This window comes from Janthinobacterium agaricidamnosum (assembly GCF_003667705.1).
Classification (GTDB): Bacteria; Pseudomonadota; Gammaproteobacteria; order Burkholderiales; family Burkholderiaceae_D; genus Janthinobacterium.
Map to the genome: position 1 here is coordinate 5848171 of NZ_CP033019.1, position 21392 is coordinate 5869562.

The 21392-nt window shown below is 63.5% G+C and carries 19 protein-coding genes and 1 tRNA gene; 15 read left to right on the top strand and 5 right to left on the bottom strand.

Features of this window, described 5'->3' with window-relative positions; all coding sequences use genetic code 11:
- Positions 1-33: 33 nt before the first annotated feature.
- The 4 genes from D9M09_RS26360 to D9M09_RS26375 form a co-directional block, all read right to left on the bottom strand.
- On the bottom strand, positions 34-1695 hold the full coding sequence (locus tag D9M09_RS26360; RefSeq protein ID WP_121670732.1) for a glycoside hydrolase family 10 protein: 1662 nt from the start codon (positions 1693-1695) through the stop codon (positions 34-36).
- Between the two features lie 91 nt (positions 1696-1786).
- The gene (locus D9M09_RS26365) at positions 1787-3085 is read right to left on the bottom strand and encodes an MFS transporter (RefSeq protein WP_121670733.1); all 1299 of its coding nucleotides are present in this window, start codon (positions 3083-3085) and stop codon (positions 1787-1789) included.
- Between the two features lie 45 nt (positions 3086-3130).
- Positions 3131-4012, bottom strand: a complete 882-nt coding sequence (locus tag D9M09_RS26370) for an N-acetylmuramic acid 6-phosphate etherase (protein WP_070223161.1) — start codon at positions 4010-4012, stop codon at positions 3131-3133.
- Positions 4013-4135: 123 nt separating this feature from the next.
- Positions 4136-4876 (bottom strand): GntR family transcriptional regulator, encoded by a 741-nt coding sequence (locus D9M09_RS26375; protein WP_035823211.1) that lies wholly within the window; start codon positions 4874-4876, stop codon positions 4136-4138.
- Positions 4877-5103: 227 nt separating this feature from the next.
- Here D9M09_RS26375 and D9M09_RS26380 point away from each other — a divergent pair, with 227 nt between their 5' ends.
- The 12 genes from D9M09_RS26380 (at position 5104) to D9M09_RS26435 (ending at position 19284) form a co-directional block, all read left to right on the top strand.
- Positions 5104-6423, top strand: a complete 1320-nt coding sequence (locus tag D9M09_RS26380; RefSeq protein WP_121670734.1) for a serine hydrolase domain-containing protein — start codon at positions 5104-5106, stop codon at positions 6421-6423.
- Positions 6424-6514: 91 nt separating this feature from the next.
- Positions 6515-7801, top strand: coding sequence for a D-amino acid dehydrogenase (locus D9M09_RS26385; protein WP_121670735.1), 1287 nt, complete (start codon positions 6515-6517; stop codon positions 7799-7801).
- A 79-nt stretch (positions 7802-7880) separates the two neighbouring features.
- Positions 7881-8330 (top strand): YchJ family protein, encoded by a 450-nt coding sequence (locus D9M09_RS26390; RefSeq protein ID WP_070312649.1) that lies wholly within the window; start codon positions 7881-7883, stop codon positions 8328-8330.
- 40 nt (positions 8331-8370) lie between these two features.
- Positions 8371-9993 (top strand): carboxyl transferase domain-containing protein, encoded by a 1623-nt coding sequence (locus D9M09_RS26395; RefSeq protein ID WP_070312650.1) that lies wholly within the window; start codon positions 8371-8373, stop codon positions 9991-9993.
- A 13-nt stretch (positions 9994-10006) separates the two neighbouring features.
- Positions 10007-10795 carry an enoyl-CoA hydratase/isomerase family protein gene (locus D9M09_RS26400; RefSeq protein ID WP_121670736.1) on the top strand — a complete coding sequence of 263 codons (789 nt, stop codon included), beginning with the start codon at positions 10007-10009 and terminating at the stop codon, positions 10793-10795.
- 45 nt (positions 10796-10840) lie between these two features.
- Positions 10841-12169 carry an adenosylmethionine--8-amino-7-oxononanoate transaminase gene (bioA, locus tag D9M09_RS26405; protein WP_121670737.1) on the top strand — a complete coding sequence of 443 codons (1329 nt, stop codon included), beginning with the start codon at positions 10841-10843 and terminating at the stop codon, positions 12167-12169.
- A 1-nt stretch (position 12170) separates the two neighbouring features.
- On the top strand, positions 12171-13367 hold the full coding sequence (gene bioF, locus D9M09_RS26410; RefSeq protein WP_121670738.1) for an 8-amino-7-oxononanoate synthase: 1197 nt from the start codon (positions 12171-12173) through the stop codon (positions 13365-13367).
- Positions 13357-14148, top strand: a complete 792-nt coding sequence (gene bioD, locus D9M09_RS26415) for a dethiobiotin synthase (RefSeq protein ID WP_070312654.1) — start codon at positions 13357-13359, stop codon at positions 14146-14148. Before bioF ends, bioD begins: the two co-directional genes overlap by 11 nt.
- A gap of 31 nt (positions 14149-14179) precedes the next feature.
- Positions 14180-15226 (top strand): biotin synthase BioB, encoded by a 1047-nt coding sequence (gene bioB, locus D9M09_RS26420; RefSeq protein ID WP_070223174.1) that lies wholly within the window; start codon positions 14180-14182, stop codon positions 15224-15226.
- A gap of 161 nt (positions 15227-15387) precedes the next feature.
- Entirely contained in the window at positions 15388-17415 is a 2028-nt protein-coding gene (locus D9M09_RS26425) for an acetyl/propionyl/methylcrotonyl-CoA carboxylase subunit alpha (protein WP_121670739.1), read from the top strand.
- A gap of 11 nt (positions 17416-17426) precedes the next feature.
- Positions 17427-18359, top strand: coding sequence for a 2-hydroxyacid dehydrogenase (locus tag D9M09_RS26430; RefSeq protein ID WP_121670740.1), 933 nt, complete (start codon positions 17427-17429; stop codon positions 18357-18359).
- 1 nt (position 18360) lies between these two features.
- Entirely contained in the window at positions 18361-19284 is a 924-nt protein-coding gene (locus D9M09_RS26435) for a hydroxymethylglutaryl-CoA lyase (protein WP_121670741.1), read from the top strand.
- Between the two features lie 164 nt (positions 19285-19448).
- Here the strand turns inward: D9M09_RS26435 and D9M09_RS26440 are convergent.
- A tRNA-Pro gene (locus tag D9M09_RS26440) sits at positions 19449-19525 on the bottom strand.
- Between the two features lie 208 nt (positions 19526-19733).
- Here D9M09_RS26440 and D9M09_RS26445 point away from each other — a divergent pair.
- The 3 genes from D9M09_RS26445 to D9M09_RS26455 all read left to right on the top strand — a co-directional run bounded on the left by D9M09_RS26445 (position 19734) and on the right by D9M09_RS26455 (position 21389).
- Positions 19734-20336, top strand: a complete 603-nt coding sequence (locus tag D9M09_RS26445; RefSeq protein WP_121670742.1) for a hypothetical protein — start codon at positions 19734-19736, stop codon at positions 20334-20336.
- 65 nt (positions 20337-20401) lie between these two features.
- On the top strand, positions 20402-21013 hold the full coding sequence (locus D9M09_RS26450) for a nucleotidyltransferase domain-containing protein (protein ID WP_240453489.1): 612 nt from the start codon (positions 20402-20404) through the stop codon (positions 21011-21013).
- Entirely contained in the window at positions 20952-21389 is a 438-nt protein-coding gene (locus D9M09_RS26455; protein ID WP_121670744.1) for a hypothetical protein, read from the top strand. Before D9M09_RS26450 ends, D9M09_RS26455 begins: the two co-directional genes overlap by 62 nt.
- Positions 21390-21392: the final 3 nt, after the last annotated feature.

Below are 21392 nucleotides of genomic sequence, written 5' to 3' on the forward strand. Positions count from 1 at the left end.
GCAGGTTATGGACTAGCGGTGAACGGTCAGCAATTACTTGGCGGGGCCCGTAAACGGTGCGCGCACGGTGACGCGAGGGCTTTCATTGCCGAGGCGGTCCACGGCGCTGACCACCACCGCATTGACTTTACCGATGGCATCGTCGACCAGGGTCAGTTCAGCCTGCACGCCAGTGACCACGGTGAAGCGCCAGTCTTCGCCATAGCGGGCCCAGATGGCGTATTGCGCCACGGGTTTGCCGCCGCCCGACGTCAATTTGACGTTCAGGCTGCTGGAATCGCGGCGCAAAGCCAGCACCGGCGTGCCCGGCGCTTCCTTGCCCAGCCATGGCGTGGCGGGGATCAGGGCCGGGCTTTGATACACACTCGCCTTGAGTTGCTCGCTAACACCTTTGCGGTTCTGCATCAGGGGCACCATGCTGAAATGCACTTGTCCATTCGCGCCGGGGCGCGTGCGCGTCACTTCGATCTGCTTGATGATCTCTTGCGGCGTGAAGGACTTGGCGGAATTGTCGATGCGACTCGTGTACAGGCCCGGCCACACGTGGCGGCCATACGGATTTTGCGCCAGCCAGTAGTCGAGCAGCACGCCAAACGCTTGCGGCGCCTGCGCCACGGGCCAGTACAGCTGCGGCGACAGATAATCGAGCCAGCCCTTGGCCAGCCACAGTTCCGCATCCGCATACAATTTATCGTACTGGCTGAAGCCGACGATGCCGGCAGGGCGGCGGTCGGGACGGCCTATGCCAAACGGGCTGATGCCGAAACGCACCCAGCTCTTTTCGCGGTGGATGCCGGTATACAAGGCTTCGATCAGCTGGTTGACGTTCTGGCGACGCCAGGAAGCGCGGTCCAGCTGGCCGCCGGCCAGCAGATATTGCTGCCAGGAAGGCTCATCGGGAAATGGCAGTTCGCGCTTGGCGCCGCCATTGCCCGCGTCCAGCGCGGCCGTCTCGGCTCCCGCGCCGGCGCCAGGCGCGTCGATCGGATACGGATAAAAGTAGTCGTCGATGTGCACGCCATCGATGTCGTAGCGGCGCACCACGTCCAGCACCACGTCCGTCGTATGCTTCGAGGCGGCCGCATCGCCCGGGTCCATCCACAGATAGCGGCCGTATTGCTTGACGGATGCCGGGTTGGTGGACGCGAAACTGTCGCGCGCCAGCGGCGACTTGGCCGTGGCGTGACGGGCCCGGTACGGGTTGAACCAGGCGTGCAATTCCAGGCCGCGCGCATGCGCCTGGGCCACCCAGAAGGCCAGCGGGTCATACATGGGCAATGGCGGCTGGCCTTGCTTGCCTGTCAGGTATTCCGACCATGGCTCCAGTTGCGACGGGTAAATCGTGTCGGCGCTGGGGCGCACCTGCAGCACAATCGCGTTCAGATTCAAGGACTTGGCGCGGTCGAGGATGGCGATCGCTTCGGCTTGCTGCTTGGCGACAGGCAAATTGCTGCGGCTGGGCCAGTCGATATTGGCCACCGTCGAGACCCAGGCGGCGCGGAATTCGCGCGGCGCCGGCGGCGGCACTTCGCCCGTGATGTGCTGCACGGGCGGCACGGCCGGCAAGCCCGCTTCGCCTGGCGTCACTGCGGACGGCATTTTGGTGCTGGTACAGCTGCTGAGCAATGTGGCGGTGGCCAAGGCGGCCAGCACGCCGGCCGTGGCACTCAGGCGTTTTTTAAAAGTAGACAACAAAACAATTCCTTGCAGTGGTGAAGCGCAGGTCTATCGGTGCGGGCATTTTACTGTGCGCCCGCCATCCATGCGGGCGCACCGTTCAAAAGAATCAGGCCTCGGCCTTCTTGCCGAATTCGGGATCGATCTTGACCAGCGCGGCCATGATGAAAGCGGGAATCGTGGCGATGCACACCCAGATGAAGAAGTGCTGGTAACCGAGCATTTGCTGGATCCAGCCGCTGGCCATGCCCGGCAACATCATGCCCAGTGCCATGAAGCCCGTGCAAATGGCGTAATGGGCCGTTTTATGCGCGCCATCGGACACCATGATCATGTACAACATATACGAGGCGAAACCAAAGCCGTAACCGAATTGCTCCAACGCAATGCCACCGGCGATCACATAAATGTTGCTGGGCAAGGCGCTGGCCAGGTACACAAACACCAGGTCGGGCAAGTGCACGGACAGCACCATGATCCACAGGCAGCGTTTCAAGCCGAAGCGGGAAATGATGAAGCCTCCCAGCAAGCCGCCCAGGGTCAGGGCGATCACGCCGATGGTGCCGTAGACGAGGCCCACCTGTTCCGTCGTGAGGCCCAGGCCGCCCTTGGCGACAGGGTCGAGCAGGAAGGGCGCGGCCAATTTGAGCAATTGCGCTTCGCCGAGGCGGAACAGCAGCAAGAAGCCAAGGATGACGACAATATCCTTCTTCTTGAAGAAGGCCGCAAAGGTGGCGATGAACTCTTGCAGCGGAGAAATGCCGGCGCCCTGGATGCTGGGCCGGTCATCTTTAGGCTTGGGCAAAATGAAATAGTGGTACAGGAAGAGGGCGATGAACAGGCCCGCCAGGATGGCGAACACGACGGACCAGGCCAGCTGCACATTGCCCGTCGCATGCGTCAGATAGCCGGCCAGATACACGAGGCCGCCCTGGCCCGCAATCATGGCCAGGCGATAAAACGTGCTGCGCACGCCCACGAAGGCCGCCTGCTGGTGCTCTTCCAGGCCCAGCATATAAAAGCCGTCGGCGGCGATATCATGCGTGGCGGAACTGAAGGCCATCAGCCAGAAGATGGCCAGGCTGATCTGGAAGAAATGGGGCAGCGACGTCGTCAGGGCCACCAGCGCCAGCGCGGCGCCGATCACCAGCTGCAAGCCGACGATCCAGAAGCGCTTGGTGCGGTACATATCGATGAAGGGCGACCACAAGGGCTTGATGACCCAAGGCAAGTACAGCCAGCTTGTGTACAGCGCGATATCCGTATTGGAAAAGCCGTAATTCTTGTACATGATCACGGACAAGGTCATGACCACTACGTAGGGGATACCCTGGCCGAAATACAGGGAAGGGATCCACAGCCACGGCTTATTGGTGCGCACCGGGACGGGTTGTTTCACTAGCTCCATACATCCTTCTTGGTCTCCCAGACAGAAGAATGCCGCGCCATCGGATCACGCCGCCAGTGCCGCCCGCACACTGCCGCCTGCGCCGGCCAACAATGCCTGTGCCTGGTTTGTGTTGATTTTTTTGATCAAGGCAACAATCGCCACCTTGACGTGATAGTGGCATTGCTCCAGCACGGTCCTGGCCTGCACCTCGCTGGCGCCGGTGGCATGCATGGTCAGACGCACGGCCCGCCAGATCAGCTTGGCGTTGGTCGGCTTCAAGTCTACCATCAAGTTTCCGTAAGTTTTGTGCAAACCGACCATCAGGGCGCTGGAAATCGTGTTCAGGGTGATTTTCTGCGCCGTACCCGCTTTCAAACGCGTGCTGCCGGAAATGACTTCCGTGCCTGTGTCGAGCACGATACCGCATTGTGCCTCGTGCGCCACGGGGGCGTCCACATTGTTGGCAATGCCTATCGTCAAGGCGCCCGCCTTGCGCGCGGCCAGCAGGGCGCCCAGCACGTACGGCGTGGCGCCGGAGGCGGCCAGCAGGATCACGACATCATTTTCTTGCGGCAACAGGGCCAGCACATCGCGTTCGCCTTGCTGTACATCATCTTCCGCCCCCTCCACGGCCGTGAACATGGCGCCCGCGCCGCCGGCCAGAATGGCGACGGCCCGCTCGGGCGGCCAGGAAAACGTGGGCGTCAATTCAACGCTGTCGAGCACGCCCAGACGTCCCGACGTGCCAGCGCCCACGTACAGCAAGCGTCCGCCGGCCGCGATGCGGGGCAGGGCGGCCGCGATGGCGGCCCCGATTTGCGGCGAGGCCAGCCGCACGGCTTCGACGGCCCAGAACTGGTCGTCGACCAACGCCGCCACCAGTTGTTCCACCGGATACAAGTCCAGATCCGGATGCCGCCGGCTCGGGGTTTCAGTTTTCAACATGATTTCAGAACATGGTTGAAGGTGAAACCAGTTTAATACCAACGAGCAAGATCAGCCATGAAAGGATGGCGGGCGGGCATAACGGGAGTCTATGGGTGCACGCGGATCGTGGCGGCCGCCTTCTTACGGCGCGCGGCGCATCTCGGCCACGAAGTCGTAATGGTCGCTACGGCAATACGAATGCGTCAGTTCCACCGCCTCGCCCGTTTCCAGGTAGGCGATACGCGTGATGAACAGCACGGCCTGGCCATCAGGGATGCCCAGCTGCTTGGCCAGCACGTCCGTCGCATTCATGGCGCGGATGTGCTGCAAGGCGCGCACGGGCGCCTTCTTGATGCTGCTCAAGTATTCATACAGCGAGTCGCCCATGGCGGCCGGGTCCGGCACCACGCTGAAGGGCAGCACGCTCACTTCATACGCCATCACCACGTCGTCGGCCAGGCGCAGGCGCTCCAGGCGCGCCACTTTCGTGTTTTGCGCCAGGCCCAGGCTCAGCTGCTCGTCGCTGCTGGCGATGACGACTTCGCGCTTGAGCCAGCGCGAGCCGGGACGGTAGCCGCGCTGCTGCAGCTGCTCGGAAAAGCTCGACAGGTTCGACAGCGGCTGCTCGATGCGCGGGGCAATATAGTTGCCCGAACCACGGCGGCGCACGACGAGACCTTGCTCGACGAGCTGGTCGATGGCCTTGCGGGCAGTCACGCGCGATACGTCGAGCAGTTCGGACAGGGTACGTTCGGATGGCAGGGCCTGGTCTACCTGGTAGCGGCCGTTGCGTACGTCATCGCTCAGCTTGCGGGCGATCTGCATATATAAAGGCGAATTGTCATTTAAATCGACCTTGAGTTCTACGCTGGTCTGGCTCATACAGTTCTCCTTGTCCTCCTAGTGTAATAGCGATGGCGCTTGCGCGTAGCCCGTCCACCCATGAATAAATGGAAAATGACCATAAATAACGGTTATACATTTAAAAAAACAATGTTTTACCGTACGTATAGCTTTGCATTATAGATAAATAAGCAATTTTCATTAGCCTGGGAAACGATCCCGCCCTATGCTGGCGATGCCTCCACCACATCGCGACACAGGGAAACATGCACAATAAAATGACGGGTTTGCTGGGCTTGCTGCTGCTGGGCACAACCTGGAGCGCGTTGGCCGCCCCGCCCGGCAGCGGCAAGGACCAGCAGCCTGCGCTCGATGCAGCCCTGTCCGCCATCGTCGACGATGCTACCCACCCGTTGGCCAGCCTGTCCGTGCTGGCCATCCGTAATGGTAAGGTGTCGTATCAGCAACAATTTGGCTACCGGCACATCGGCGCCACGCCGGCTGACAGCTTGCCCGTGACGCCGGACACCCTGTTCCGCATCGCTTCCGTCTCGAAGATGATGACGACCCTGGGCCTGATGCGCTTGCTCGAGCAGGGCAAGCTGAGCCTGGACCAGGACGTGGGCATTTATTTAGGCTTTTCCCTGCGCAACCCGCACTTTCCCCAGCGGCCCGTGACCTTGCGCAGCCTGCTCAGTCACACTTCCTCGCTGCGCGACGCGGGCGGCTATGCCTGGGGGCCGGAACGCAGCCTGCGTGACGTGTTTACGGCCGGCGGCGACGCGATGTGGGATTCCAGCGCGGCACCCGGCCGCTACTTTACGTATTCCAACCTGAACTGGGGCGTGATCGGCACGGTGATGGAGCAAGTCACGGGCGAGCGCTTCGACTTGCTGATGCGGCGCCTGCTGCTCGATCCCCTGCAGTTGCGCGGCGGCTACCATCCGGCGGCATTCTCTCAGGCAGAGCTGGCGGACACAGCCACCCTGTACCGCAAGCGCACGCTGGAGACGGAAGAGTGGCGGCCGCAGGGACCATGGATCGCGCAAGCCGACGATTTTGACCAGCATCCGCCTGCCGGCATCGCGCGTTATGTGATCGGCAGCAACGCCACCGTCTTTAGTCCCACGGGCGGCTTGCGCATCTCCGCCGCGGGACTGGGCACCGTCATGCAGATGCTGCTCGACGGCGGCCGCCATGAGGGCAAACAACTATTGCAGCCAGCCACCATCGCCTTGATGTTTGGCCGCCAATGGCAGCTGGCGCAGGACAGCAGCAATGGCAACAGCGAACGGGGCTTGTACCGCGCCTGGGGCCTGGGCAACCAGCAGTTCGATGCCGTGGCGGGGCAGGGCAACGGCCTGGTCGAGGGCGCCAGCTTCTCCGCCGTGGGCCACCTGGGCGACGCGTATGGCCTCGTCTCCGCCTTCGTGCTCGATTTCAAGCACAAGAATGGCATGGTGATGCTGGTGGGCGGTACGGGCAGCGATCCCGAGCGTTATCCGGGCGCGTATTCCGCCATGGGGCGCAGCGAGGAATTGATACTCACGACCTTGTATCGTGGTGCGATTGGCAATAATGAATAATTTGCACAAAAACAGTGCATTCCTGAAAGTTATGGCTGCACCATGATGTTTCATTGGCTCCCGTGATGGCCAGCCTCTAAGCTCTCATCGAATGCTCCCGCACCATGGGAGCGCAACGCAGCGAGGCAACATGCAGCAACACGTCATCATCATCGGCGGCGGCGTCGTCGGTCTGACATCGGCCTGGTGGCTGGCCGAGGCCGGCTACAAGGTCACAGTACTGGAACGCAATGAACAGGTGGCGATCGCCGCCAGCTACCGCAATGGCGGCCAGCTCAGCTATCGCTATGTGGCACCGCTGGCGGACGCGGGCGTGCCCTTCAAAGCCCTGCAATGGCTGCTGCAGAAGGATGGCCCGCTGCGCTTCCGTCCCGAGGCGGACTGGCGCCAATGGCGCTGGCTGGCCAGTTTCCTGCGCAATTGCAATGCAGCCAGCAATGCCCGCACGACGGCCAAGCTGCTGCAGCTGGGGGAATGGAGCCGCGCCGGCATGGCGCAGCTGGAGTTGACCGTACCTCCCGAGGCGTATGCCTGGCGCGATGCGGGCAAACTCATCGTCTACCGTTCGCCCGCCATCTTCCAGCGGGCCGTGGCGCGGCCCGAATCGGAAGAGGCGCGCATCGTCTTGTCGCCGCTTGAAGCCGTACAACGCGAACCGGCGCTGGCCGCCTTGCAAGGCGCGCTGGCGGGCGGCATCTTTACCGAGGGCGAGGCAGTGGCCGATTGCCACGCCTTTTGCCTGGCCCTGGAAGCGCGTTTATTGCAGCATCCGAACTGTTCGCTCCTGTTAAAAGGCGAGGCGCGCCGTCTCGTCACGCACAAGGGCAGGATCACGGGCGTCGACACCAGCCTGGGCCTGCTGCAAGCGGACCATTACGTGCTGGCGGCCGGCATCCAGAGCCGCGACCTGGCCGCCACGGCCGGCGTCTACCTGCCCCTGTACCCGCTGAAAGGCTACAGCCTGACGGCGCCCATCCGCGCGCAGGACCGGGCGCCCGAGATCAGCATCACGGATTTCGAGCGCAAGGTGCTGTATGCGCGCATAGGCGGCGACCTGCGCGTGGCCGCCATGGTCGACATGGTGGGCGCCGACAACAGCATCGACTGGAACCGCATCGCCGGCCTGACGCGGCTGGCGCGCGAAGCCATGCCGCGCGGCGCCGACTACGACCAGGCCACGGCTTGGGCCGGCCTGCGCCCCGCCACCCCGAACAGCGCGCCGCTGGTGGGCGCCAGCAAAGTTGGCAATTTGTGGCTCAACGTGGGCCATGGCCCGCTGGGCTTTACCTTTGCCGCCGGCACGGCGCGCATCCTCGCCGATCTCATGGCCGGCAAGGCGCCGCCGTTCGCGCTGGACTTCCTCAGCCCGAAACAATAGCCGGCCAGGGCGGCGCGCACGCGCCGCTGCCGATATGGCGGATAATTGCGGAACTTTCCTGTTCCCTGTCTGCCAACGCATGTCCACACCCTCGAAATTGTCCGCCTGCCCCTGCGGCGGCGCCTCCTACGCCAGCTGCTGCGGCCCGTATATTGCGGGCGACGCCTTGCCGCCCACGGCCGAAGCCCTGATGCGTTCGCGCTACACGGCGTTCACCTTGCGCGACGAAGCGTATCTGCGCGCCACCTGGCACGCCAGCACCCGTCCGGCCGACGCTTTATTTGCCGAAGAAGAAAAAGTCCACTGGCTGGGACTTGAGGTAAAATCTGCTTTACGTTTACGTCAACGTAAAGCAGAATCAGCAGATCAAGCCGAAGAGATACACCGCGATACCGTCGAATTCGTGGCCCGCTACAAGGTCAACGGCCGCGCGCACCGCCTGCATGAGGTAAGCCGCTTCGTGCGCGAGGCGGGCGAGGGCGGTGGTGCCCTGCGCTGGTTTTATCTCGACGGCAGTTTTCCCGAATAGCGCGACCCGAGAGACCGGGCGATCATAAAAAGGAACCGCAATGCCGCACATCGAAAGCAAACTCAATCCGCGCAGTGAAGATTTCAAGGCCAATGCCGCGGCCATGCAAGCCATCGTCGACGATCTGCGCGACAAGGTCGAGAAAATCGCGGCCGGCGGCGGCGAGGCGGCAGCCGCCAAGCACCTGGCGCGGGGAAAACTGCTGCCGCGCGACAGAGTCCAGATGCTGCTCGATCCCGGCACACCCTTCCTCGAGTTTTCCCAGATGGCGGCCTACGCCATGTACCAGGACGCCAAGGGCGTCGATGCGGCCCCTAGCGCCGGCATCATCACGGGCATCGGCCGCGTCTCGGGCCAGGAATGCGTCATCGTGTGTAACGACGCTACCGTCAAGGGCGGCACCTACTACCCGATGACGGTGAAAAAGCATTTGCGCGCCCAGGAAATCGCCGACCAGAACAACCTGCCGTGCATCTACCTGGTCGATTCGGGCGGTGCCAACCTGCCGAACCAGGACGACGTCTTCCCCGACCGCGACCATTTCGGCCGCATTTTCTATAACCAGGCGAATCTGTCCGCCAAGGGCATCCCGCAAATCGCCGTCGTGATGGGTTCTTGCACGGCGGGCGGCGCATACGTGCCGGCCATGAGCGACGAATCGATCATCGTCAAGGAGCAGGGCACGATCTTCCTCGGCGGCCCGCCGCTGGTGAAGGCTGCCACCGGCGAAGTGGTGACGGCGGAAGACCTGGGCGGCGGCGACGTGCATACGCGCCTGTCCGGCGTGGTCGACCACCTGGCGCAGAACGATCTGCATGCGCTGTCGCTGGCGCGCACCATCGTCTCGAACCTGAACCGTAAAAAACCGCAGCAGATGGCGCTGCGCGAGTCCGTCGAACCCAAATACCCGACGCAGGAACTGTATGGCGTGATCCCCGTCGATACGCGCAAACCGTTCGACGTGCGCGAGGTGATCGCGCGCATCGTCGACGGCAGCGACTTCGACGAATTCAAGGCCCGCTACGGCACCACCCTGATCTGCGGCTTCGCGCACATCTATGGCGTCAAGGTCGGCATCATCGCCAACAACGGCATCCTGTTCTCGGAATCGGCCCTGAAAGGCACGCATTTCATCGAGTTGTGCTGCCAGCGCAAGATCCCGCTCGTCTTCCTGCAAAACATCACGGGCTTCATGGTGGGCCGCAAATACGAAAACGAGGGCATCGCCCGCAATGGCGCCAAGATGGTGACGGCCGTGGCCACGGCCGCCGTGCCGAAATTCACGGTGATCATCGGCGGCAGCTTCGGCGCCGGCAATTACGGCATGTGCGGCCGCGCGTTCTCTCCCCGTTTCATGTGGATGTGGCCGAATGCGCGCATTTCCGTCATGGGCGGCGACCAGGCGGCCTCCGTGCTGGCGACCGTCAAGCGCGACGGCATCGAGGGCAAGGGCGGCGCATGGAGCGCGGACGAGGAAGCGGCCTTCAAGCAGCCGATCAAGGATCAATACGAACACCAGGGCCACCCGTATTACGCCACCGCGCGCCTGTGGGACGATGGCGTGATCGACCCGGCCGATACCCGCATGGTGCTGGGCCTGGGCCTGTCGGCCGCCTTGAACGCGGAAATCCCGGACACGAAGTTCGGCGTATTCCGCATGTAAGGGAGAGAAAAGCATGGAATTTGAAACCTTAAAGCTGGTCATCGAAGGCAATGTCGCCACCGTGACCCTGAACCGCCCGGACGTGCGCAATGCCTTCAACGAGACGACGATCGCCGAACTGGCGCGCGCCTTCGAGGGGCTGGGGCGCAGCGACATGGTGCGCGCCATCGTGCTGGCCGCGAACGGCGCCGCCTTCTGCGCCGGCGCGGACCTGAACTGGATGAAGAAGATGGCCGGCTATACGCATGCCGAAAACCAGGCCGACGCGCTGCAGCTGGCGCAGATGCTGCGCACGATTTACCTGTGTCCGAAACCCGTGGTGGCGAAGATCCAGGGCGACTGCTATGCGGGCGGCATGGGCCTCGTCGCCGCATGCGATATCATTCTGGTTGCGGAAGACGTGCATTTCTGCCTGAGCGAAGTGCGGCTGGGACTGATCCCGGCCACTATTTCACCGTATGTCATCAAGGCCATGGGCGAAAACGCGGCACGCCGCTATTTCCTGACGGCGGAGCGATTCTCCGCCCAGGAAGCGCTGCGCATCGGCTTTGCCCACGAGGTAGTCGAGGCAAGCGCGCTGGACGCGAAAACCGCCGAGGTACTGAAAGCCCTGACGGGCAACAGCCCGCACGCCGTGGCGCAAGCGAAAACGCTGGTGCGCGAGATCGCCGGCAAGCCGGTCGACGACGCGCTGTTGGCGGACACCGCCGAGCGCATCGCGCAGATCCGCGCCTCGGAGCAGGGACGCGAAGGCGTGCAATCCTTCCTAGACAAGCGCAAGCCGGGTTGGCTCATGGGCTAGTTAATAGTCCAAAGCTCATGGACTAAGAAAATCATTGGAGCAGTTTTGAAAGCAGAAAAACAATCGGGCTGGGTCGAACGCAGTCTGCGCAGCGTGTGGCATCCGTGCACGCAAATGCAGCATCACGAGACGGTTCCCCTCATCCCCGTCAGCCATGGCCGCGGCGCCTGGCTGTATGACCACGAAGGCCGACGCTACCTGGACGCCATCAGCTCCTGGTGGGTGAACCTGTTCGGCCATGCCAACCCGCGCATCAATGCGGAACTGAAGGATCAACTGGACCGCCTGGAACACGCGATGCTGGCCGGTTTCACGCATGAACCGGTGATCGAGCTGTCGGAAAAGCTCTCCGCGCTCACCAATGGCGTGCTCGGTCACAGTTTTTATGCGTCCGATGGCGCCTCGGCCGTGGAAATCGCCCTGAAAATGAGTTTTCATGCCTGGCGCAACAGCGGCAAGGGTGAAAAACAGGAATTCGTCTGCCTGAAAGGCAGCTACCACGGCGAAACCATCGGCGCGCTGGCCGTCACCGATGTCGCCCTGTTCAAGGATGCCTACGGCCCCCTGCTGCGTGCCTCGCAGACGGTGATGTCGCCCGACTTCCGCCAGGCGGCAGACAACGAATCGGCGCAGGACGTGGCGCGCCGCGCCGCGGCCGACGTGGAACGGCTGTTCCAGGAAAAGTCCGAAAGAATCGCCGCCATCATCATCGAGCCGCTGGTGCAGTGCGCCACCGGCATGGCCATGCACGACCCGCTGTACCTGTCGCTCGTGCGCGCCCTGTGCGACCGCTATCAAGTCCATTTGATCCTCGACGAAATCGCCGTCGGCTGCGGCCGCACGGGCACCTTCTTTGCGTGCGAACAGGCCGGCATCTGGCCCGATTTCGTCTGCCTGTCCAAGGGCATCAGCGGCGGCTATTTGCCGCTGTCCCTCGTGATGACGCGCGAAGATATTTATCAGGCGTTCTACAGCACCGACGTGCGCCGCGGTTTTTTGCATTCGCACTCGTACACGGGCAACCCGCTGGCCTGCCGCGCGGCGCTGGCAACCCTGTCGATTTTCGAGGAAGACGACGTGCTGGCGGCCAATCAAAAACGCGCCGCCAGGATCACGCGCGCCCTGGCGCCGCTGGCGCAGCACGAGCGCGTAAAACACTTCCGCCAGCAGGGCATGATCTGGGCCTTCGATGCGGTAGACGCGGCGCCCGACTTTTCGCGCCGCTTCTTCAGCACGGCGCTGGAACACGAACTGCTGATGCGCCCCATCGGCTCCACCGTCTACCTGATGCCGCCGTACATCCTCGACGACACAGAAATCGCGGGCCTGGGCCAGCAGACGCTGGCCGTCTTCAACAAAGTGATCGGAGCCTGAGATGGAACTGCTCACGCGCTTGAAGCAGCAGTTGCAGGGGCTGGAAGAGCGCAGCCTGATCCGCCGCCGCCGCACCGTCGACACGCCGTGCGCGCCGCGCCTGACGGTCGATGGCCGCGACATGCTGGCCTTTTGCAGCAATGACTACCTGGGCCTGGCTGCGCATCCGCGCATCGTCGATGCCCTGAAAGAGGGCGCCGACCTGTATGGCGCCGGCAGCGGCGCGTCGCACCTGATCAGTGGCCACAGCCGCGCCCACGCGCAGCTGGAGGAACGCCTGGCCGCGTTTGTCGGCACCAACCTGGAACAGGCGCGCGCACTGTATTTCTGCACCGGCTACATGGCCAACCTGGCTGTGCTCACCGCCCTGGCGGCGGGCGATCCGGACGCGGAGATCTTCTCGGAAGCGCTGAACCACGCTTCGCTGATCGACGGCACGCGCCTGGCACGCGTCAAGACGCGCGTGTATCCGCATGCGGACCTCGATGCCCTGGCGCTCCTGCTGGCGGAAAGCAAAGCCAAAACGAAAATCGTCGTCACGGACAGCGTCTTCAGCATGGATGGCGACCTGGCGCCGCTGCCCGCGCTGCTGGCCCTGTGCGAGCAATACGGTGCCTGGCTGGTGGTCGACGATGCGCACGGCTTCGGCGCGCTGGGAGCCAATGGCCGCGGCGCCCTGGAACACTTCGGCCTGCATTCGCCCTACCTCGTGTACGTCGGCACGCTGGGCAAATCGGCTGGCGTGGGCGGCGCCTTCGTTTGCGCGCATGAAGCCGTGATCGAAACGCTGATCCAGAAGGCGCGCCCCTACATCTTCACCACGGCAGCCGCGCCCGCGCTTGCGCATGCGCTGCTGGCCAGCCTGGACATCATCGCCGGTGAAGAAGGAAAACAACGCCGGATGCACCTGGCCGTGCTGGTGGCGCAATGGAACGAGGGCTTGCAGCTGCAGCGCTGGCAAGCCTTGCCGTCGCTCTCCGCCATCCAGCCCGTCATCATCGGCGAGAATGCGGACATGCTGGCCGTCGCCGCGAATCTGTACCAGCAAGGCCTGTGGGTCGGCGCCATCCGCCCGCCCACCGTCCCTGCCGGCACGGCGCGCCTGCGCGTAACCCTGTCGGCCGGCCATACGGCGCAGGAAGTGGCGCAATTGATCAACGCAGTCAACACCTTGGAAAGGACTCGCCATGAGCCTTGATGACCCTATCGTGGCGGAAGTGCTGGCGGACCTGGCGCCGGCCGTGCAGCCGGCACCGGCCACTATCGGTCTGCCATCGCGCTTTGCCTGTTTCGTCACCGGCACCGACACGGAAATCGGCAAGACCCTGACCTCGTCAGCCCTGCTGCACGCGCTGGTGGCGCGCGGCGTGCGCGCCTGCGGCATGAAGCCCGTGGCCGCCGGCGCCGAGATGCGCGACGGCGAACTGCATAATGAAGACGCCGACAGCCTGATCGCCGCCGGCAACGTCACCATGCTGCGCAATATCACCACGCCGTATATGCTGAAGGAACCGGCCGCGCCGCACATCGCCGCCGCGCTCGAAGGCGTGAGCATCGAGTCCGTACCGATCCTGGCCGCCTACCTGGAAATCGCCGCCGCGTCGGACGCCGTCGTGGTCGAAGGCGTGGGCGGTTTCCGCGTGCCGCTGTCGCCCGGTTTCGATTCGGCCGACCTGGCGCAGCAGCTCGACCTGCCCGTGATCCTCGTGGTCGGCATGCGTCTGGGCTGCATCAGCCAGGCCTTGCTGACGGTGGAAGCCATCGAGGCGCGCGGCCTGACGGTGATCGGCTGGGTCGCCAACACACTGGAAGTGGAAATGCGCTTCCTCGACGAAAATATCGATGCGCTGATCGAGCGCATCCCGGCGCCGCTGCTGGGCAGGGTGCCGCGCCTGGCGCAGCCCAGCGCGGAAGCGGCGGCCGCGTATCTCGATTTCACCGGCTTGCCCAACTGGCCGGCGCAGCATCCCAACACTTAAACGCATTCAAAAATAGAAACGAAGGAATCACATGTCTCACGTCCAAGAAGCAGCAAAAACCGTCGAACTGCACCGCCCAGCGGCGCGCATCACCGTGCCGGAAGCGGCCACCTGGCCCGTCGCCGACGTGCTGGCCCTGTTCGACCTGCCATTCAATGACTTGATGTTCAAGGCCCAGCAAACCCACCGCGTCAATTTCCCCGACGGCGACGTGGAACTGGCGACCCTGTTGTCGATCAAGACCGGCGGCTGCGAGGAAGACTGCGGCTACTGCCCGCAGGCGGCCCGCTACGACACGGGCGTGGAAGCGAAGAAAATTCTCGACATCGACACGGTGCTCGACGCGGCCCGCCAGGCGAAAGCCAATGGCGCCACGCGCTTCTGCATGGGCGCCGCCTGGCGCGGCCCGAAGGATCGCGACATGGACAAAGTCGAAGAGATGGTCAGCAAAGTGAAAGCGCTGGGCCTGGAAACCTGCGCCACCCTGGGCATGCTGGAAGAAGGACAAGCGGACCGCCTGAAAAACGCGGGCCTGGACTTCTACAACCATAACCTCGATACGGCGCCCGAGTTCTACGACAACGTCATCTCCACGCGCGAATACCAGGACCGCCTCGATACTTTGGGCCGCGTGCGCGAAGCGGGCTTGAAAGTATGCTGCGGCGGGATCGTCGGCATGGGCGAGACGCGCTTGCAGCGCGCGGGCCTGATCGCCCAGCTGGCCAATCTGAATCCGTACCCGGAATCGGTGCCCGTCAACCACCTGGTGCAGGTGGAAGGCACGCCTTTGTTCGGCCTGGAAGCGCTGGACCCGTTCGAATTCGTGCGCACGATCGCCGTGGCCCGCATCACCATGCCGAAGGCGCGCGTGCGTTTGTCGGCCGGCCGCCGCCAGATGGGCGAAGCCGTACAGGCGATGTGCTTCCTGGCCGGCGCCAACTCCATTTTCTATGGCGACAAGCTGCTCACCACCGACAACCCGGAAGCGGAAGACGACCGCGTCTTGTTGAACAAACTGGGCTTGCAGACACGCGGCGCCATGCTCGAATCGGTACAGAAAGAGAAGTGCGGCTGCTGATCCAGCCTTGTCGGGTTACGCCGTGCCGGCTAACCCGACCTGCGAATACCGCCTCACCAATGCGTAGGTCGGCTTAGCGCAAAGCGCGTAAGCCGACACGCCAGCACACAACGTCCATGACAAGAGACAGCTGCCCCTTTTTGAGAGAATAGAGAGAGACCATGTTCACTAAAATCCTGATCGCCAACCGCGGCGAAATCGCTTGCCGTGTCGCCGCTACCGCGCGCCGCATGGGCATCCAGACCGTCGCCGTGTATTCGGAGGCGGACGCCAACGCCAAGCACGTCGCCGTCTGCGACGAAGCGGTGCTGATCGGCCCCGCGCCGGCCAAGGAAAGCTATCTGTGCGGCGACAAGATCATCGCCGTGGCCCTGGCCACGGGTGCGCAGGCGATCCACCCCGGCTACGGCTTTTTGTCCGAAAACGCCGACTTCGCCGACGCCTGCCACGCGGCGGGCCTGGTCTTCATCGGCCCGCCGGCATCCGCCATGCGCGCCATGGGCTCGAAATCGGCCGCCAAGTCGCTGATGGAAAAAGCCAAAGTGCCGCTGGTGCCCGGCTACCACGGCGAGAATCAGGATGCGGAATTTTTGCACGGCCAGGCAGACAAGATCGGCTATCCCGTGCTGCTGAAGGCATCCGCCGGCGGCGGCGGCAAGGGCATGCGCGTCATTGAAAACAGCGCCGACTTCAAGGCGGCGCTGGCCTCGTGCAAGCGCGAAGCGATCAGCTCTTTCGGCGACGACAAGGTGCTGGCCGAAAAATACCTGTCGCGTCCGCGGCATATCGAAATCCAGGTGTTCGCCGACACGCTCGGCAACTGCATCTACCTGTTTGAGCGCGATTGCTCGGTGCAGCGCCGTCACCAGAAGGTGCTGGAAGAAGCGCCGGCGCCGGGCATGCCGGCCGAGCGCCGCGCGGCCATGGGCGAAGCGGCCGTCGCCGCCGCCAAGGCCGTCGGCTACGTGGGTGCGGGCACGGTGGAATTCATCGCCAACCAGGATGGCTCGTTCTACTTCATGGAGATGAACACGCGCCTGCAGGTGGAACATCCGGTAACGGAAATGATCACCGGCACCGACCTGGTGGAATGGCAGTTGCGCGTCGCCTTTGGCGAGCCGCTGCCGAAAAAGCAGAATGAATTGACGATCCACGGCCACGCCATCGAGGCGCGCATCTACGCGGAAAACCCGGAAAAGGGCTTTTTACCGTCGATCGGCACCCTGCGCCACATGCAGTCGCCATCGGCCGTCACGTTCGAACTGGGCGGCACCGTGGTGCCGGCGTCCGTGCGCATCGATTCGGGCGTGCGCGAAGGCGACGCCATCTCGCCGTTCTACGACCCGATGATCGCCAAGCTGATCGTCTGGGGCGCGGACCGCCGCGAAGCGCTGGCGCGCATGGCGCAGGCGCTGGCCGACTACCAGATCGTGGGCCTGGCCAGCAATATCGCCTTCCTGAAGCGCCTGGTCGAAGGCCAGGCGTTTGCCAGCGCGGACCTCGATACGGGTTTGATCGAGCGCAATCAGGCGTCGCTGTTCCCCGCCCTGCAGCCGGCACCCGACACGGCCCTGGCGCTGGCATCCGTCGCCCTGCTGCTGGAAGAAAAAACGGCCGCCGAAGCGCAGTCGGCCAACCGCGCCGACCCGTGGGGCAACGCCCTGGGTTGGCGCTTGAACAGCACTCTGGGGCGCAGCCTGTCGTTCGCCGATGAATTCGCACTGGCCAGCGACGACAAAACCTATGCCGCGCGCATCGCCTACAAGACCGATGGCTGGCTGTTCAACGGCCAGCCCCTGAGCTTGACGGCGCGCACAGGCAACGAGCTGCACATCAAGCTGGGCGAGCGTGCCGTGCATGGCACGGTGCTGCGCGACGGCGAGCAGTTCCACGTATTCACCAGCGGCTTGCACTATACGCTGCACTACAGCGACCCGATGGCGCATGCGGGCGAAACGGAAGCGGAGGGCGGCCGCCTGACGGCGCCGATGCCGGGCAAGGTCGTCGCCGTGCTGGTCAACAAAGGGCAGGACGTCAAGAAGGGCGAACCGCTGGTCATCATGGAAGCGATGAAGATGGAGCACACGATCGCCGCGCCGCACGACGGCCTGGTGGAAGACGTGCTGTATGCGGTCGGCGACCAGGTGGCCGATGGCGCGCCGCTGCTGGCCTTCAAGGCAGCCGCATAGAGGCTGCCACGATGCGCATCCTTTTACAACGTTCGGACGGCAAGGAAGCGGCGTGGATCAGCGACTTCCGCGACTTGCTGCCCGAAGCTGACATCCACTTCTGGCGCGAAGGCGAGGCGGCTCCACCGTGCGACTACGCCGTCGTGTGGCAGCCGCCCGCCGCCATGCTGCCCGAGCTGGCCAACGTCAAAGCCATCTTCAACACGGGCGCCGGCGTCGACGCGCTGCTGAAATTCGGCGATGCGCTGCCGGCCCACGTACCGCTGGTACGCCTCGACGACGCGGGCATGGGCGTGCAGATGGCCGAGTATGTGAGCCACGCCGTGCTGCGCCACTTCCGCCGTTTCGACGATTACGAGGCGCAGGGCCGCGCCGGCATCTGGCAGCCGCTGCCCGCCTTCGACAAGATGGATTTCCCCGTCGGCGTGTTGGGCATGGGCGTGCTGGGCACGCGCGTGCTGCAAGCGCTGGCGCAGTTCGAATTCCCCCTGCGCGGATGGAGCCGCAGCCGCAAGCACATCGATGGCGTCGCATGCTTTGCGGGCGAGGAAGGGCTCGATGCCTTTTTGCGCGGCACGCGCGTGCTCGTGTGCATGCTGCCGCTCACGCCGGACACGCACAACCTGCTCGACCGCGCGCGCCTGTCGATGCTGCTGCCGGGCGCCTACATCATCAACGTGGCGCGCGGCGCGCATCTGGCCGAGCCGGATCTGCTGACCCTGATCCGCTCCGGCCATATCGCCGGGGCGACCCTCGACGTGTTCCGCAACGAGCCGCTGCCGCAGCAGCACCCGTTCTGGCAAGAACCGCGCATCACCATCACGCCGCATATTTCGGCCGCCACCCTGCGCCGCGAAAGCGTGGCGCAGATCGCCGCCAAGATGCGCCGCCTGCACGCCGGAGACTCCGTCGCCGGCATCGTCAACCGTTTGCAAGGATATTGAGATGAACCCTACTACCAGTTTGCCCAAGCAGGTCAAGATCGTCGAAGTGGGGCCGCGCGACGGCCTGCAAAACGAGAAGGACACCATCAGCGCCGCCGTCAAGATCGAACTGGTCGACCGCCTGACCCTGGCCGGCTTCGCCAATATCGAGGCGGCGTCCTTCGTCTCGCCGAAATGGGTGCCGCAGATGGCCACCAGCGCGGAAGTGATGGAGAGAATCGCACGCCGCGCCGGCACCATTTATTCGGCGCTGACGCCGAACATGCTGGGTTTCGATGCCGCGCTGGCGGCAAAAGCCGATGAAGTGGTAATTTTCGGCTCGGCCTCGGAGGCGTTCTCGCAAAAAAACATCAACTGCTCGATCGCCGAATCGATCGCCCGCTTCGAAGGCGTGGCGAAAGCGGCCAAGGAACACGGCCTGCGCCTGCGCGGCAGCATCAGCTGCGCCTTCGGCTGCCCCTACCAGGGAGACGTGCCGCTCGACGCCGTGGCCGACGTGGTGGGCCGCATGCGCGACCTCGGTTGCGACGAGATCGACATTGCCGACACCATCGGCGTGGCCACGCCGAGAAAGACGCAGGCGGTGATGCAGCGCGCCATCGGGGCTTTCCACGTGGGCGGCCTGTCCGGCCACTTCCACGACACCTACGGCCAGGCGCTGGCGAACATCTACGCCAGCCTGGAAACGGGCATCGCGATCTATCATTCGTCCGTCTCCGGCCTGGGCGGCTGCCCGTACGCCAAGGGCGCCACCGGCAACGTGGCAACAGAAGACGTGCTGTACATGATGCAGGGACTGGGCATTGCCACCGGCATCGACCTGGACCTGGTGGTCGATGCGGGCCAGTTCATTGCGCAGCAGCTGGGGCGCAAGGGTTCCAGCCGAGCGGGCAATGCCATTGCGACGAAACGCCTCGCGGCGTAGGTCGGGTTAGCGCGTAGCGCGTAACCCGACAACAATGTTGGCCATGATCCTGGTGTTGTCGGATTACGCGCTTGCGCGCTAATCCGACCTACGTCGACCTACCCGAACCGTACAGACGAAAAAAAACCCAAGAGCCGAAACTCTTGGGTTTTTTTCTACAAATTTGGTCGGAGTACAAGGATTCGAACCTTGGACCCCCTGGTCCCAAACCAGGTGCGCTACCGGGCTGCGCCACACTCCGAAGACCAAGATAATACAGGCCGTATCGACTTCGGTCAAGGGTCAGGTGAAACTCTGTGTAAATTATTTACGCGCGGCACTGGGACTCATGTATTTTTCAAAACGATTGAAGTATGCGACACTGGGTTTGCAAGTTTTCCCGATCAGACATGAAGGCGACGACGGCAATGGAGTTCAGGATAGAAAGAAGCAGCGGCGGCGGCCAGCCCATGCCGAATCGCCGCGGCATCGTGCTGGGCGTCGGCGTGTCCTTGCTGCTGCATGGCGCCTTGATCTATCTGTGGCGCCACGTCCAGCCGCCTGTGCCGCCGGACACGGCCCCGCGCGTGGAATCGATCGCCGTGTGGATACGCCCGCTGGCCGCCAAGCCCCCGCCGCCGCCTGTCGAGGTCGTCAAGCCGAAGCGCGAACCCAAGCCCATCAGCAAGCAGAAACGCGCCGCTGTCCGCGAAACGCCGGCGGCAGCCACGGCGCCGGCATCCAGCCCGCAAGCCATCACGGTGGTGCCGGCCTCACCAGCCACGCCGGCGGCCAGTCCCGACACCTTCAGGCAAGAAACTGCGGAAACGCCGAAATTCGACATGGAAGCGGCCAGGAAGACGGCGCGCAAGATGGCGGGCGAACGCGACCCGTCAAAGGTGGGCACGGCCGTGGGGCAAATCCCCGACAAACCGCTGCAAATGGAAACCCAGCTGGCGCGCGACATCGCCCAAGGCAAGCGCGGCGATTGCCGCACCGCTTATGCAGGGGCGGGCTTGCTGGCGCCCGTGCTGATGTTGCTGGACAAGAAGGATAGCGGTTGCAAGTGGTGAGGGCTTGCTTGACTATACCCATATTGGGTATTAACATACCCAATATGGGTATATATGCAGACACATTGTTTTCCAAAGCACAGCAACGCGTGCTGGCTTTGCTCTTTGGCCAGGCGCAGCGCTCTTTCTATGCGAATGAAATCATCGCCTTCGCGGCCATCGGCTCGGGCGCCGTGCAACGCGAACTGGCCAAGCTGGTGAAATCGGCCCTGGTGACCGTCAAGAAAGTGGGCAACCAGAAGCATTACCAGGCAAATCATGATGCGCCGATCTTCGACGAGCTGCGCAGCATTGTGCTGAAAACCTTTGGCGTCGCCGATGTGCTTCGCGTGGCCCTGCAACCGTATTGGCAAGAAATCGACCTGGCCTTTGTGTACGGTTCGATGGCCAAGGGCACGGAACAGGCGCACAGCGACATCGACCTGATGGTCATCGGCAGCATGGCATCGAATGCCCAGTTGCTGGCAGCGCTGCAGCCTGCGCAACAGCAGCTGGGCCGCAGCATCAACCCGACCTTGTATACGCGGGAAGAATGGCGGCAAAGAATAGACGACGGCAAGTCGTTCGCCGTGCGCATCCTCGAACAGCCCAAGATTTTTGTCAAAGGGGCCAACGATGACCTCACCGAACTCACAGGCGCTGGCGAACCTGGCGCGCATCGGCCAGCTCAAGGCTGAGCCACCGGACGCACGCGAACGGCCGGGCTTGCTGCGCTCGGCCACCGTGCGCCTGCACGATGTCAGGCAGCCGATACTGTCGCTGGAAAGCCGCTTCGACCTCGCGTGTAACGCCGCGCATGCTGCCGCCTTGTCTGCGCTGCGTCAACATGGTTATCGCAGCGACAACCGCTATCTCGTCTTTCAAAGCCTGGAACACACGCTGAGTTTCACGCCACAGCAATGGCTGCTATTCAATCAGGCCCACAAGAAGCGCAACCTGGCCGAATACGAGGGCGAGCTGGATGTCACGCAGGGCTTTGTCGACGAGTTGATCGAGCATGTGGAACAATTGCTCGCGGCGGCAAGTGCACTCAATGTCCAGCCGCCAAGCTAATCG